This window comes from Niastella sp. (assembly GCF_045805085.1).
Lineage (GTDB): Bacteria > Bacteroidota > Bacteroidia > Chitinophagales > Chitinophagaceae > Niastella.
This window is the reverse complement of sequence record NZ_JBJMLX010000082.1, coordinates 26520-40063: the sequence shown is the minus strand read 5'-3', so window position 1 is coordinate 40063 and position 13544 is coordinate 26520. Positions and strand designations below refer to the sequence as shown.

Here is a 13544-nt window from a genome sequence, read left to right as displayed (position 1 = left end):
ATAAAAAAGCACCAATTAAATTATTACCCATGAAATTTGAGGTTGGCGATAAGGTGGTAGTGAATCAAACGAATGAAGAGGGGGAAGTGATAGACATCATTAACGACAAAATGGTGATGGTAGAAGTACGTGGCGTTAAATTTCCCGCTTATGTAGATCAGCTGGATTTTCCATATTTCAAGCGTTTTACCGAGAAGAAGCTATTCACCCCCAAAAAAGAAAAGCAATTTATTGATGACGTGCCGCGCGAAAAGAAAAAGATCACCCAGCGGGTGGTAGATGGGGTATGGCTCACCTTTATTCCGATAAGCGTGAATGACGAATTTGGCGATGATATTGTAACCGAACTAAAAGTTCACCTGGTAAACAGAACTGAACTGGATTATAAATTCACCTATAAACTGAGTTATTTAGGCAACGAGGATTTTGAACTGGTAAATTCTATCCGTGCGTTTGAAGATTTTTACCTGCACGATGTGCCGTTCGAAAATCTGAATGACAGTCCGGTTTTTGGTTTTGAGTTTTCACTGGTTGCACCACTTAAACTCAAGGCTGATTATTATGAGTCTAACCTTAAGCTGAAGCCAAAACAGGTATTCGCAAAAATCGAAGAAGTACGCAAGAAAGGAGAGGCTACCTTCTCATATAAATTATTCGATGAGTATCCGCCCCGGCCATACGAAGACAAACCAGCAGGGCTCGATCTCGCAGGCCTGGCAAAAGCCGGGTTCAAAATATACGATGCCTCGAAAGTTCGTCAACACCTGGAGCCGGCAAAAACGGAGCTCGATCTGCATATAGAAGCGCTTACACCAGCCTGGGAATCGATGAGCAACCTGGAGATATTAAGCCTTCAGTTAAAGACCTTTGAAAAGTATTTCGATCTGGCCATAGCGCATCACATTCCCTGGATGATCGTAATTCATGGGGTAGGCACAGGCAAGTTGCGCGATGAAATTCATGAAATGATTAAGTTGCGCAAAGAAGTAAAGAGCTTTGCCAACCGTTACCATCCCGCCTATGGTTATGGCGCCACAGAAATATATTTTGGGTATTAATTAAATTACCTTCGCATTTAACTACAAACCGGGCTATCGCCTCCCGACTCGTTGGGAAGAGGAAAGTCTGGACAGCATAGGGCAATGTACCGGTGAACAGCCGGGTCTTGTTTTCCCGACTTGTCGGGAGGACGGGAACAGACAGTGCCACAGAAAATTACAGCCTTTGTCCGCCGAAGCCTTGGCATAGGCGGATTAGTCCCGGGTAATCGGGAGGGTGATGGTGAAAACGTGGGGTAAGAGCCCACGGCTCTGGCAGGTGACTGCCGGGGCGGGTAAACCTTGCATGCTGAAATGCCATGTATACCAGCGTTGAAGGACGGCTCGTCCGAATGCCTGCAAAGGATACGTTGGGTGGGTAGGCAGAATGATCCAGTCAGTAATGGCTGGACAAGATAAATGATAGCCTCCTGATCCGGGCTCTGCCTTGATCGGGATACAAAATCCGGCTTACAGGTTTGTAGTTATTTTTTTTATCCGAGTTATCCCCATTATAATATTTTACTACCTGATTCTAACAGCGATAGCTGTAAATGGTAAAATAGTTTATAAATCAGGCACCATTTTTGAATTTTCCTGATCGCTTCCATTACAAACTAAACGCACGTTTCCTTATCCACCATGCATGGCTTGCTGCTATTTATCGGCCATAATCAAACGCTTTTGTATTCCCAAACCTTTGTAATTATCCCCCTTTACAACAAATCGTAGGGCCTGATCTGTAACCATAAATTCGCCCTTATGAGGAACATCGTTTTCACCCTTGGATGCGGTTTTGTAGCATTTCTTGCCGGTGTATTGATCTATCTGTACAATCAACCACAACCCAGTCTTGTTTCAACGACAGGTATTCCTGTTACTGCCACTGAACTATATGCCCGGTTTACTGCCGATCATTTACATGCCAATGAATTTTATCTAAACAAAGTATTACAGGTAAGCGGACGCGTGCTTACCATAAAAAATACGCCTCATGCCGGAAGGATCGTGATTTTAAACACGGGTGATCCCATGTATGGAGTAGCCTGTACATTGAACATGCTGCAGTCAGCAAACCGGTTGGTAAAACCCGGCGAAACGATCATCGTCAAAGGTGTTTGCAGTGGATATGTAAGTCATGTACTACTTACGAATGGCAGTCTTGTCAACTAATTTATATTCTTGTTGTCCGTACCCAACAAAAAAGCCAGTGCAAAAGGCGGGCGTCACATGAGAAGAGGCGACCCACCTTTGCCTGGCAACTAAACTTTAGTTAATGTGAAAATTCGAAAATGTGAAAATGGAAATACAGCTCACTTTACTTTATGCGTACTGCGATGCCAACTTGTACATGGCTTGATTTCCATGTGTAGCGGTCATCAACGTCATTGATATTATTAAGACCTTTCACGTAGCGGGCATAAAAACCTACATTCCCAAGATTTACCTGCACGCCTGCCGCAGCGCTTATTTCGGTTTTATCAAATGCCTTGCGACCTTCTTTTAACAGGTCTTCATCTTCAAATACCAAATAACTGAATTGAGGTCCGGCCATAACACTGACTACTTTATTCAGGTTATAACGCGCCAGCACAGGCAAACTTATATACGCCAGGTTTATATTGGTACCGGCGGCGCTTCTGCCCGAATTGTTATAGTACGTCATAAAATCATCCCCTTTTTTATAAGGGTTCCAGGTGTACAACAACTCAGGTTGAATGGCCCAGTGCTTGTTAAAATTATATTCTGCAAAAGCGCCTGCCTGAAAGCCGGCTGACACTTTATTCTTCACGCCATCGCCTTTAAGGGCAGAATAGTTCAGATCGAGTTTGGGACCAAAATGAAAACTTTGTGCGTTGGCTACAAACGATAACAACAGTGCTGTACATACCAGTGTATACTTCATTTTAATACGGAATTTGATTAAAGGGATTCAAATGTATTTACCCGTCAGTTTTAATAAAAGCTATAATCTATCAAATGCATTAAATAATAGACAAAAAACCCAATTGTTACGATTGTAACAATAATATACCATCGGGTTAACGAGGCATTAACTTATGTAAGGGACAAAAAAAACTCCCGATGTATCGGGAGTTGTTAATCAGTTGTTATTGGAACTGAAGTTATGCCGGCGCTGTGGTGGTCTCTCATAATAATCCTTTTGCGCCTGGATAATTGCTTTATCCCTTTCGTGTTCCAGCTCATGAACTAGTTTTTTGCGTTCCTTTCTTTTCATGCTTTTGTCATGCCTGGCCTGGTAGATCCGCTCATTGTAATCATCCTTAATGTCCTGTATTTGCAGGTCAAGTTTGGTTGGCCGGCTATAGCGATAACTATAACCATACGGATAGCCATAACCATAAAGAGGATACCCAAAATAAGGGGAATAACCATAGTAAGGATACGCAGGATAATAAGGCCTGATGCCTACACCTATACCTACGGAAACACGTGGGTGAGCATAATACCCGCCATACCCGCCACCATGAAAACGCCCCTGTGCCGATGCACTGGTGGCCAGTAACAACAATCCATATGCTAATAAGAGCTTTCTCATATATGTTGCATTTTAAAAGTTCATCTAATACACTACGAATTTAAAATAAAGAGGGTTGGGAAAAGTTTATTTTTTCTTAAAAGACACCTGATGCCATGCCAGGGCTCAGGTCGCGTCCTATTGTCTTTTTTACACTTATATATTTCTTTCATATTGGTTCCTGCCCGATTTATTTATACATTTACTCCGAGGGTTAGATTGCTTGTATTATGAATCATTTACCAACGGTCGATTTAACAATAATAGCCGTATACTTTGTCGCCATGATAGCGGTGGGTATATTTCTAAGCAGAAAGAATAAGGGATCTGAACAATATACCGTTGCATCCGGCGCCATCCCGGGCTGGGCGCTGGGCATGTCGTTTTACGCCACGTTCTTAAGCGCCATCACTTTTTTGGGCGACCCCGGTAAATCCTTCGGCGCCAACTGGAATTCTTTTGTATTTAGTTTATCAATGCCTTTTGCCGCATTTATCGCTTCGCGGTTCTTTGTTCCATTTTATCGCAACAGGGAGGCCATCAGTGCCTATACACACCTGGAAGAACGGTTCGGGGCCTGGGCGCGCACCTATGCCATGATCTGTTTTGTGTTGATACAGCTGGCGCGTATGGGCACCATTTTTTATTCCATTGCGTTAACGCTGAAAGCACTCACCGGGTATTCCATGCCGGCTATAATGATCACCACCGGAATTTGCATCATTATTTATACCATGATGGGCGGCATGAAAGCCGTCATCTGGACCGAAGTAGTGCAGGCCATTATAAAAACACTGGGCGCCTTATTGATCCTGTACCTGATAGTCACCAACCTGAAAGGCGGTTTTAATTATATTTTGGAAACCGGAAAAGCCAATGATAAATTCAGCCTGGGCAGCTTCAGCGTGTCGGGATTTTCCATGTCAACCTTTTGGGTGATCTTCCTGTACGGATTTTTTATTAACCTGAATAATTTCGGCATCGATCAGAATTACATTCAGCGGTATCATACAGCGCGTAACAGCCGCGATGCCAGCCGCAGCATCTGGATGTGTGTATTGTTCTATTTGCCGGTGAGCATGCTGTTCTTTTTTATCGGCACTTCCTTGTTTGCGTATTACCATCAGCATCCGGAACTCATACTGCCCCTGCAACAACAGGTGGCGGCGGAAAAACATATTGCCCTGAGCAATCTTACCTCCGCTGATTATGGCGACAGGGTGCTGCCATATTTCATGCGGAATGAAGTGCCCACTGGTTTATTGGGACTTATTATTGCCGCCATTTTATCGGCGGCTATGAGCACTATGAGCAGTGGGATGAACAGTTCGGCCACCGTTTTTCTGAAAGACATTTACCTGCGGTATTTTAACAAAGAAGCTTCGCCCAGGGCGCAAATGCGGGTGCTGTATGCCGCCACGGGCGTAATGGGCGTACTGGCCATAAGTTTTGGCATTGGGATGATAGGGGTTAAAAGCCTGCTGGATGCCTGGTGGAAACTGGCGGGGATTTTCTCGGGTGGCATCTTAGGGCTGTTTTTATTGGGTTTGCTGGCCCGTAAAGCAAAGAATATGGAAGCGGTCATTGCCGTCATTATAGGGGTGCTGGTGATCCTCTGGATCACTTTTTCGCGTCAGTTGCCTGATAATTATGCCTGGCTGCGCACCAACCTGCACGCCAATATGACCATCGTTATAGGTACCTTAACCATATTTTTAACGGGCAAGCTGCTGGCCGGACTCCGAAAGAACGCCTGACACACTCATTCTCAACGTGATATTAAATAATGATAATCGTCACAGGTACAATATTTAATTTTTTAATTTTAAAGGGGCGGAAAAGCCTGTATTTTTAATAACAACAATCAAAAATAAACGGGATGGAAAAAAGATTTGTTCCGGTAATGATAACACCGTTCAACCTGAAGGCAAAGATCGATTTCGATATGGTGGAACGGTTGATTGATTTTTACCTGGCAGCCGGAGTGAGTGGTTTTTTTGCCAACTGCCTCAGCAGTGAAATGTACAGCATCAGTGAAGATGAGCGGCTTGAGTTGACCAATCATATTGTGCGGTATGTGAATGGCCGGGTTCCGGTGGTTGCTACCGGTTCCTTCGGATTGACCATTGAAGATAAAGCCGAGTTCAGTAAAAAGATCTACGACACCGGTATCGATGCGGTGGTGTTAATCACCGGGCATTACGCCAATGTAGATGATAGTGACGCTATCTTGTTGAAACGGTTCGATAAGATGTTTTCCTTAACGCCTGGCATTCCCATGGGTACCTATGAGTGCCCTGCGCCGTATAAACGTATTTTATCAGCCGATGTGTTTGAGACGTTATTGTCGAGCGGCCGGTTGAAATACCACAAAGACACCAGCATTGACCTGGAAAAAGTAAAAGAGAAGCTGCTGATAGCCAATGTACCGGGCTTCGACTTTTTTGATGCGCACACGCCCAATGCCATGTACAGTTTGCAAATGGGTGCACGCGGTATGTCGTCTATCAGTGGTAATTTTTATCCTGAGGCGCTGGTATGGATGTGTAACAATGCCAACGATCCGGCAAAACAGGCAGATGTACAATGGCTGCAATCTGAATTAACACGTGTTGATCCGCTCATCCACCAGGCATACCCCATGAGCGCGAAATACTTCCTGCAATTGCGCGGTTTACCGGTTCGTACCATTAGCCGGGCTTATGTGCAGGAGCTTACACCCGATCAAAAAAATGTGCTGAAAGGCATTTATGAAAGTTTTACGCAGTGGTGCAGCCGGTTGAATATAACGCCGGTAGATATCCGCCCGATCATGGAACCAAGAATATTACCAGATCCTGCCATCTAATTATAAAAAAAGCCTCCCGAAATATCGGGGGGCTTTGTCCACATAACCTAAACAACCAATACCTGCTGCGGGATTATTTTACTTATCGTTTATAATAATCCTTTTTGGCTTGCAGAATATCATTATCTCTTTGATGTTTCAGATCGTGTACGGCCTGCCGTCTTTGTTTGCGGCTAAGGCTTTCATCATGACGTGCTGACCAGATCTTATCCTTGTAATCATTATTGATATCCTGTATTTCGAGGTCAAGTTTAGTTGGCCTGGAAGAACCATAATATCCAGGTCCCGGAGGATAAGCATACCACGGGTTATACCAATAAGGTGAATAAGGGTAATATCCATAGCCACCACCAAATCCTACACCTACTGAAACATGGGTTCTGGGGTGCGGGTACACACGCACCACTTTTTGGGCCGACGCACTGAGTGTTAAGCCCAACGCACAGATTACTATTAATGCCGTTTTCATCTTTCTCAATTTTAATTTCACTTATTAGACGGCAAAAAGTACGCTAGGTATAAACCCCGGAAAAAACGATAACTTTTCAATAACAAAATGGGTTTTAACAAATTATGTGCTCACTGAAATCCCTGACAAATAATGCCGTATAATTCTTTTATATAATGGGTTTTATAACTATTTTTAGTCTACCAGATTAACATAATTTAAGTTTCTTATGAATGATCATCCGTTATGTGGTAGATGGACTGGCACCTATACCTATGGAAATGAATACGATGAGCCATTAAGAGGCAAAACGGTCACTTTTGAAATGGAATTGACCGTTGTTAATGGTTTCATAAAGGGAAAATGTACCGATGCCGAATCAACCCCGCACTTTGAAGCGCCCGCAACTATTGAGGGGTTAATGGTTGATGACAGTACCGTCAGGTTTGTAAAACGGTATCCGCATTACTGGCAGCACGAAAAGACAGGCCCGCGCTTTCTGCCAAAATTTCCTTCGCAGGAGATCAATTATTCAGGGGAGTTTAATAATAATGAGTTGGAAGGGGAATGGGAGATCGTTACGGTTCTTGTAGATATACAAGGAGAAATGGTTACCTATAGAGGGAAGGGGCATTGGGTTATGAAGAAGTTAGTTGACGAGTTGACGAGTTGACCAGTTGACGAGTTGACAAGTTAACAAGTTGACGAGTTAACATGTTGACGAGATAGAAGAAGGTTAAAAAAATAAAGTAGGAAGTTGATAGAGTTGATAAAGGGGCGGGGAATGAAAAGAGTGAGGAATTTTGCCCTATAGCGAGCCCTTTCACGTTTGACGTTTCACGACTCAGGATTGCCGACTGCCGATTCACGTTTGCCAATTCACTATCGAGATCTTACTTCCTACTTTAAACTCACTACTTTTTTTTAGCCAGTGCTGCATTAATAGGCGCCCGGTCAACATATTGAATGCACTCGTCTACCAGATTATCATTATTATAATGCATATCCATGTGTACCCAGAAGGTGAGGGATTGTTTGTTTTTATAAGTAGCATGTACCTGGTACCAGGTCAATAACCAGATGCCTTTGGTCTCTACGCTTTGTGGCTGGTGTACATTCACCGGCAGCCAGATCTCCTTACTCGTCTCAAGAGAATCTACAACATTCATCCGGCGGTCTTTCCAGTATTTGGCGATCGCGTCTTTTCCTTTGATGCTATCACCCGCTGACCACCTCAGCACCGCATTATCTGCCATTCCACTGACCCAGCCGTCGATATCGCCGCTGGCAAATTTTGCCAGGCTGGCCTTACCCATGTCGATATACTTCTGATCGGCAAACTCAACGGGGCCAGGCGCCTTTTCCCTTTTTTCCGTATCACCGGTCATTGCAGTTTGTGTGGTTTTTTCCGGTTCATTTTTACAGGATGCCATAACAATCAGGCAGATTGTACCTAAAAGGATCTTTCTCATAAAATTGATGTTTATGGTTAAAAAAATGGGAATGGACCTGTTTGTAGAGCGGGATTGGCAGGATTACCAGGATGGAGGCCAGGCTAATGTAGGGATATTATCACAGTTAGTCAAAAATATAATACTATAATCTGCTTTAAAAGAACGATTTATGTATTAAATCATGAAAAGGTGGGGTGGAATATAAGAAAATAAACAACCAAATGTTTGCATCTGCCTTTTTTAATTATTAAATTCACATGAACCTATTCTGAACCCTTTAAAAATTTCCAACCGTATGAAACTCCAACACCTCGCTATTTGCTCATGGGTTTTATTAGCTGCCTGCGCTTCGACAGATAAACCCAGCCTACCATCTATCGGTAACACCGCTGCTTTAAATGCTCCACCACCTGCTGCTGATGAAGCATTTAAAAAACAACCTGCAGGCACCATCCTCAACTTTGCAAGATGGTATCGTTCAAATGTAAACGAGCTTAAAAAGATCGAGCTGGTGAAACATTCCTCCAATCCCGATTCTGCTAAGTATTATGTTGTAAATACCGAGGGCACTGAAAAGTTACTTGGTGCATTACAACAAAGCGGGTTTGTAACAGATTCTTACGTTAACAGATGGCGCGCCTATTTCAGGAAATGTAACGACAACCTGAGAAAAACGCCCACCACGCAAGCGCCTGTTGAAGGGCTCGACTTTGACCTGGTGATGTTATCGAAAGATTATAATGATGATCTGAATGGTTTTGAAAAATCCACAGTAGAAAACGTAAAGCTGGCTAATGACCAGGGCAGCGTTACCGTTGGTTTACCTACTGTTGGGCGATTGAAGTACTGGGTTTCCAAACAGGATGGCAAATGGCAGATAGAAGATATTAAAGATATGCGCAGCGCCCTTGACCAGGCGCAGAATGATTGATGATAACAGGTATACAACAAAAAGCCTCCTGATATATCGGAGGCTTTATTGTTTCTATAAAAACTATCTTTTACGCTTCTGCTTCCACATACGAACTCACCGGCTCACAGGTACAGATCAGGTTTCTGTCGCCATACGTGTTGTTCACTCTTGCCACACTGGGCCAGAATTTATTTTCACGAATGTAAGACAGCGGGAATGCAGCCTGTTCGCGGGTATAACCGTGTTTCCAGTCAGAACTGATAACCACGTGTTGGGTATGCGGTGCATTTTTCAATGCATTGTCTTTTTTATCGGCCTTGCCTTCTTCAATGGCGCGAATTTCTTCGCGGATGCTCAGCATGGCATCGCAGAAACGGTCCAGCTCGGCTTTGTCTTCGCTTTCGGTAGGCTCGATCATGATGGTGCCTGGCACCGGGAAGCTGAGGGTAGGCGCGTGGAAGCCATAGTCCATTAAACGTTTGGCAACGTCTTCTGCTTCAATTTCAGCGCTCTTCTTGAACGGACGCAGGTCAACAATAAATTCGTGGGCGCATTCGCCGTTATGGTTGGTGTACAGGATGTCGTACTGTCCTTCCAGGCGGGCACGCATATAATTCGCGTTTAGGATAGCATATTCTGTGGCATTGCGAACGCCTGCTGCTCCCAGCATTCTGATGTATGCATAGCTGATGAGCAATATAGAAGTGCTGCCATAAGGCGCTGCACTTACCGCGTGGTGAATGCTGGTGGAATTTTCAGCCGTCAGTTGGCCATTGCCCATTGACGAGTGCCGGTTGCCGAGTGATACGTGGCCGGGCAGGAATTTAGCCAAATGCGCTTTTACGCAAATGGGCCCCATGCCAGGACCGCCACCACCGTGTGGAATGGCGAAGGTTTTATGCAGGTTCAGGTGACACACATCAGCGCCTATTAAACCAGGGGCCGTTAAACCTACCTGGGCGTTCATGTTAGCGCCATCCATGTATACCTGTCCGCCGTGCTGGTGAATGATCTTTGTGATATCTTTTACGGTTTCTTCATACACCCCATAAGTACTGGGGTAGGTAATCATGATACCGGCCAGGTTCTGGCTATGTTGTTCTGCTTTTGCTTTCAGGTCTTCTACATCGATGTAACCGTTTTCCAATGCTTTTACCACCACTACTTTCATACCTGCCATTACTGCGCTGGCGGGGTTGGTGCCGTGGGCGGAAATAGGGATGAGCATTACATTACGATGGGCTTCATTGCGGCTGGCGTGGTATGCGCGGATCACTAACAACCCGGCGTATTCACCCTGGGCGCCGCTGTTGGGCTGCAGGCTGCAGGCGTCAAAGGCGGTAATGTCGCACAGGTAACTGCTCAGTTCATCGGTGATCTGTTTATAGCCTTCTGTTTGATCGGCTGGTGCAAAGGGGTGCATTTTGCTCCAGTGCTGCCAGCTTAAGGGGATCATTTCACTGGCGGCGTTCAACTTCATGGTACAGCTGCCGAGTGAGATCATGGAAGTGTTCAGTGACAGGTCTTTATTTTCCAAACGTTTAATGTACCGCATCATTTCTGTTTCACTGTGGTGGGTATTGAACACCGGGTGGGTTAAGAAATGACTGGTACGGGTTAACGTGTTGGGAATATTATACAGCACGGCATCTTCACTTACGCTGAAGCTGGCCACGCTGTGGTCGTTCGGTTGATCGAGGAGTAACAAGATATCCAACACTTCGCTGAGGGTAGTGGTTTCATCGAGTGAAATACCTACCAGGTTATTGCCATAGTAGCGGAAGTTGATCTCTGCCGCTTCTGCTTTTTGACGAATGGCTTCTGCATTTGGTGCTTTAAATACGATGGTATCGAAGAAGTTCTTGTGCAGCAACTTATAGCCTTCAGCTTCCAGTTCTTCGGCCAGCGCGTTGGCCAGCACAGTCACTCTTTTAGCGATCTTAATCAAACCATCGGGGCCATGATACACGGCATACATCGCAGCCATATTGGCCAGCAGGGCCTGGGCTGTACAAATGTTACTGGTGGCTTTTTCGCGTTTAATGTGCTGTTCACGGGTTTGCAAGGCCATGCGCAGGGCGCGGTTGTTCTGGGCATCGATGCTTACGCCAATGATACGGCCGGGGATACTGCGTTTGAAATCGTCTTTGGCTGAAAAGAAGGCGGCGTGCGGACCACCAAAACCTAATGGAACGCCAAAGCGTTGGGAGGAACCGAAGGCCACATCAGCACCCAGTTCGCCAGGAGGCGTTAACAGGGTGAGCGCCAGCAGATCGGTAGCCATGGCTACATAAGCGCCGGCCTGGTGTACTTTATTGATAAAGTCGCGATAGTCTTCTATGGCGCCTTTGTCGTTTGGATACTGTACCAGCGCGCCGAAATACGTTTCGTCGATACTGGCCGTGCGATAATCGCCAAACACTACTTCAATGCCTACGGGCGCCCCGCGGGTAACCACTACATCTTTTGTTTGGGGGTAAGTATCGTTGTCAACAAAGAATTTGGGGCGTACGATATGCTCATGGTCCTTGTTCAGGGAATTGAAGAACATGGTCATGGCTTCGGCAGCAGCGGTTGCTTCATCGAGCAGTGAAGCGTTGGTAAGTGGTAAAGCGGTAAGGTCGCTTACCATGGTTTGAAAGTTCAACAGGCTTTCCAGGCGGCCTTGTGAAATTTCAGCCTGGTAGGGCGTGTATTGGGTATACCAACCCGGATTTTCGAAAATAGTACGCAAAATAACGCTGGGCGTTATGGTGTCGTAATAACCCTGGCCGATATAGTTCTTGTATACTTTATTTTTTAACGAGATGTCTTTGATCAGTTGCAGGTACTCGTACTCGCTGATAGAAGGGGGAATGGACAGCGATTCGCTCATTCTTATCCCGGCGGGTACTGTTTTATCGATCAGTGCATCGAGGCTGGTTTCACCAATGACCTGCAGCATTTGGCGGGTTTCAGATTCGGTGGGTCCAATGTGTCGACGGATGAATTCAGTATTCTGTTGTTCAAAAAGATTCATAATCCCGTTTATGTTTGTAGTTTATTGTTTCTAAGATCTGGGGCGTTGCTTTTACAATAAGGCCGCAAAGGTAATATTTAGCAGCCAGACTAACACCTGTTTGCGACAAGGGGTGGGGAAAATGTGTGCAAATGTACCTGCACCCCGTTCGCAATAAAAAACGTGGCAGGACATAAAATAGTTCAACGGGATGGCATATAGCTGGCCCGGTTGATAGCTATTTTTTAGTAATGTGTTGAGAATCAAATCATCAAATCGAAGGGATTATCGCTTCAGGGCGATAACAGGTTCTTCGTGTAAAGAAGTGGCTGGTTGACCATCTTCTTCTGCCCGCATTTCTTCGCTGGTTTGGCGGCTGCCATCGTGGCTCCAGCCGGGGGGGCCAAACAGGTAATTCCATTTATCCTTGAAGCTAAGGTCTTTGCGGGTTACATCTTTCCATATTTGCACCCATTCATGAAAGATGATGGTTGATGGGGTTTCCTTTTCAATTGGCTTGGTTAACCCGAACCTGATGGGTTGGTATTCCTTTTCAGTTAGCTCAGGTTGAAAAGTACCGAACATTTTATCCCAGATAATCAGGAACATACCCATGTTCTTATCCAGGTATTTAGCGTTCGAAGCATGGTGTACCCGGTGATGGGAAGGCGTTACCAGGAAGTATTCGAGCCAACCCATTTTATTGATGAGCTTGGTATGCACAAAGATGCCCCAGATCTGCGTGGCAGAATAAATGAAAATAATATCGATTGGCTTAAAGCCCATCAATGCCAGGGGAATAAAGTAAATGAACCGGTATAAGGGTTGAAATACCGAAGACCGGAAGCCTACGGTAAAATTCAGATTTTCAGAAGAATGATGGGTAACATGCACGGCCCAGAAGAAACGGATCTCATGATCGAACCGGTGCAGCCAGTAGTACATAAAGTCTTCCAGCAACAGCAACATCACCCAGTATACCATTACATGGCTAAATGAAAAAATATTATGACGATAGAAGTAATCAAGTACCACTAAATAAAAACCCCGAAGCAACAGATCAAGGGCGCCATTCATCAGCATCAGGTAAACATTGGCGGCGGTATCTTTCCAACTGTATAATTTGCGATGCTGGTAGTTGCTTAATAGCAGTTCTAACCCGATAATGATCGCGTAGATAGGTGTACTGGTAAGTATTAATATTTGTTCACGCAGGGAATTCATAGTAGCCGGGCAAAAGTAAAGTAAGTGAATGAATTATCATACTCAGACCACCCAGGTATTTTATTGTTTAACACCCGGAATAA

The 13544-nt window shown here is 44.9% G+C and carries 12 protein-coding genes and 1 other RNA gene; 7 read left to right on the top strand and 6 right to left on the bottom strand.

From position 1 onward, the window contains the following. The first annotated feature begins 29 nt into the window (after positions 1-29). From ACJ751_RS03855 to ACJ751_RS03845, 3 genes are all read left to right on the top strand, one after another. A complete protein-coding gene (locus ACJ751_RS03855; protein WP_407744054.1) occupies positions 30-1058 on the top strand; it encodes a Smr/MutS family protein in 1029 nt (342 codons plus the stop codon). A gap of 20 nt (positions 1059-1078) precedes the next feature. Then, positions 1079-1527, top strand: an RNA gene (rnpB, locus tag ACJ751_RS03850) — RNase P RNA component class A. A gap of 272 nt (positions 1528-1799) precedes the next feature. Next, positions 1800-2210 carry an OB-fold protein gene (locus ACJ751_RS03845; protein WP_407744053.1) on the top strand — a complete coding sequence of 137 codons (411 nt, stop codon included), beginning with the start codon at positions 1800-1802 and terminating at the stop codon, positions 2208-2210. 145 nt (positions 2211-2355) lie between these two features. Here the strand turns inward: ACJ751_RS03845 and ACJ751_RS03840 are convergent, their stop codons facing one another. Continuing rightward, positions 2356-2943, bottom strand: a complete 588-nt coding sequence (locus ACJ751_RS03840) for a porin family protein (protein ID WP_407744052.1) — start codon at positions 2941-2943, stop codon at positions 2356-2358. Positions 2944-3141: 198 nt separating this feature from the next. Continuing rightward, a complete protein-coding gene (locus tag ACJ751_RS03835; protein WP_407744051.1) occupies positions 3142-3597 on the bottom strand; it encodes a hypothetical protein in 456 nt (151 codons plus the stop codon). A gap of 209 nt (positions 3598-3806) precedes the next feature. Between ACJ751_RS03835 and ACJ751_RS03830 the strand changes: the two genes are divergently transcribed. Together ACJ751_RS03830 and ACJ751_RS03825 are read left to right on the top strand one after the other, a co-directional pair. Beyond that, on the top strand, positions 3807-5333 hold the full coding sequence (locus ACJ751_RS03830) for a sodium:solute symporter (protein WP_407744050.1): 1527 nt from the start codon (positions 3807-3809) through the stop codon (positions 5331-5333). A 122-nt stretch (positions 5334-5455) separates the two neighbouring features. Next, positions 5456-6424 carry a dihydrodipicolinate synthase family protein gene (locus tag ACJ751_RS03825; RefSeq protein ID WP_407744049.1) on the top strand — a complete coding sequence of 323 codons (969 nt, stop codon included), beginning with the start codon at positions 5456-5458 and terminating at the stop codon, positions 6422-6424. An 82-nt stretch (positions 6425-6506) separates the two neighbouring features. On the opposite strand, the gene ACJ751_RS03820 is transcribed toward ACJ751_RS03825, so the two are convergent. Further along, positions 6507-6893, bottom strand: a complete 387-nt coding sequence (locus ACJ751_RS03820; RefSeq protein WP_407744048.1) for a hypothetical protein — start codon at positions 6891-6893, stop codon at positions 6507-6509. Between the two features lie 208 nt (positions 6894-7101). Here ACJ751_RS03820 and ACJ751_RS03815 point away from each other — a divergent pair, with 208 nt between their 5' ends. After that, complete coding sequence (locus ACJ751_RS03815) at positions 7102-7545, top strand: hypothetical protein (protein WP_407744047.1); 444 nt, start codon at positions 7102-7104, stop codon at positions 7543-7545. Between the two features lie 241 nt (positions 7546-7786). Here the strand turns inward: ACJ751_RS03815 and ACJ751_RS03810 are convergent, their stop codons facing one another. Further along, entirely contained in the window at positions 7787-8344 is a 558-nt protein-coding gene (locus ACJ751_RS03810; RefSeq protein ID WP_407744046.1) for a hypothetical protein, read from the bottom strand. A gap of 277 nt (positions 8345-8621) precedes the next feature. Between ACJ751_RS03810 and ACJ751_RS03805 the strand changes: the two genes are divergently transcribed. Beyond that, the gene (locus ACJ751_RS03805; RefSeq protein ID WP_407744045.1) at positions 8622-9257 is read left to right on the top strand and encodes a hypothetical protein; all 636 of its coding nucleotides are present in this window, start codon (positions 8622-8624) and stop codon (positions 9255-9257) included. 70 nt (positions 9258-9327) lie between these two features. Here the strand turns inward: ACJ751_RS03805 and gcvP are convergent, their stop codons facing one another. Both gcvP and ACJ751_RS03795 read right to left on the bottom strand, forming a co-directional pair. After that, on the bottom strand, positions 9328-12258 hold the full coding sequence (gene gcvP, locus ACJ751_RS03800) for an aminomethyl-transferring glycine dehydrogenase (protein WP_407744044.1): 2931 nt from the start codon (positions 12256-12258) through the stop codon (positions 9328-9330). A 264-nt stretch (positions 12259-12522) separates the two neighbouring features. Then, positions 12523-13461: a sterol desaturase family protein gene (locus ACJ751_RS03795; protein ID WP_407744043.1), complete on the bottom strand. Its 939-nt coding sequence runs from the start codon at positions 13459-13461 to the stop codon at positions 12523-12525. Between the last annotated feature and the right edge of the window lie 83 nt (positions 13462-13544).

Coding starts and splice junctions, on each gene's coding strand:
- ACJ751_RS03840 (WP_407744052.1), bottom strand. CDS start 2,943: ATGAAGTATACACTGGTATGTACAGCACTGTTGTTATCGTTTGTAGCC.
- ACJ751_RS03805 (WP_407744045.1), top strand. CDS start 8,622: ATGAAACTCCAACACCTCGCTATTTGCTCATGGGTTTTATTAGCTGCC.
- ACJ751_RS03825 (WP_407744049.1), top strand. CDS start 5,456: ATGGAAAAAAGATTTGTTCCGGTAATGATAACACCGTTCAACCTGAAG.
- ACJ751_RS03810 (WP_407744046.1), bottom strand. CDS start 8,344: ATGAGAAAGATCCTTTTAGGTACAATCTGCCTGATTGTTATGGCATCC.
- ACJ751_RS03795 (WP_407744043.1), bottom strand. CDS start 13,461: ATGAATTCCCTGCGTGAACAAATATTAATACTTACCAGTACACCTATC.
- ACJ751_RS03835 (WP_407744051.1), bottom strand. CDS start 3,597: ATGAGAAAGCTCTTATTAGCATATGGATTGTTGTTACTGGCCACCAGT.
- ACJ751_RS03815 (WP_407744047.1), top strand. CDS start 7,102: ATGAATGATCATCCGTTATGTGGTAGATGGACTGGCACCTATACCTAT.
- ACJ751_RS03830 (WP_407744050.1), top strand. CDS start 3,807: ATGAATCATTTACCAACGGTCGATTTAACAATAATAGCCGTATACTTT.
- ACJ751_RS03855 (WP_407744054.1), top strand. CDS start 30: ATGAAATTTGAGGTTGGCGATAAGGTGGTAGTGAATCAAACGAATGAA.
- ACJ751_RS03820 (WP_407744048.1), bottom strand. CDS start 6,893: ATGAAAACGGCATTAATAGTAATCTGTGCGTTGGGCTTAACACTCAGT.
- ACJ751_RS03845 (WP_407744053.1), top strand. CDS start 1,800: ATGAGGAACATCGTTTTCACCCTTGGATGCGGTTTTGTAGCATTTCTT.
- gcvP (WP_407744044.1), bottom strand. CDS start 12,258: ATGAATCTTTTTGAACAACAGAATACTGAATTCATCCGTCGACACATT.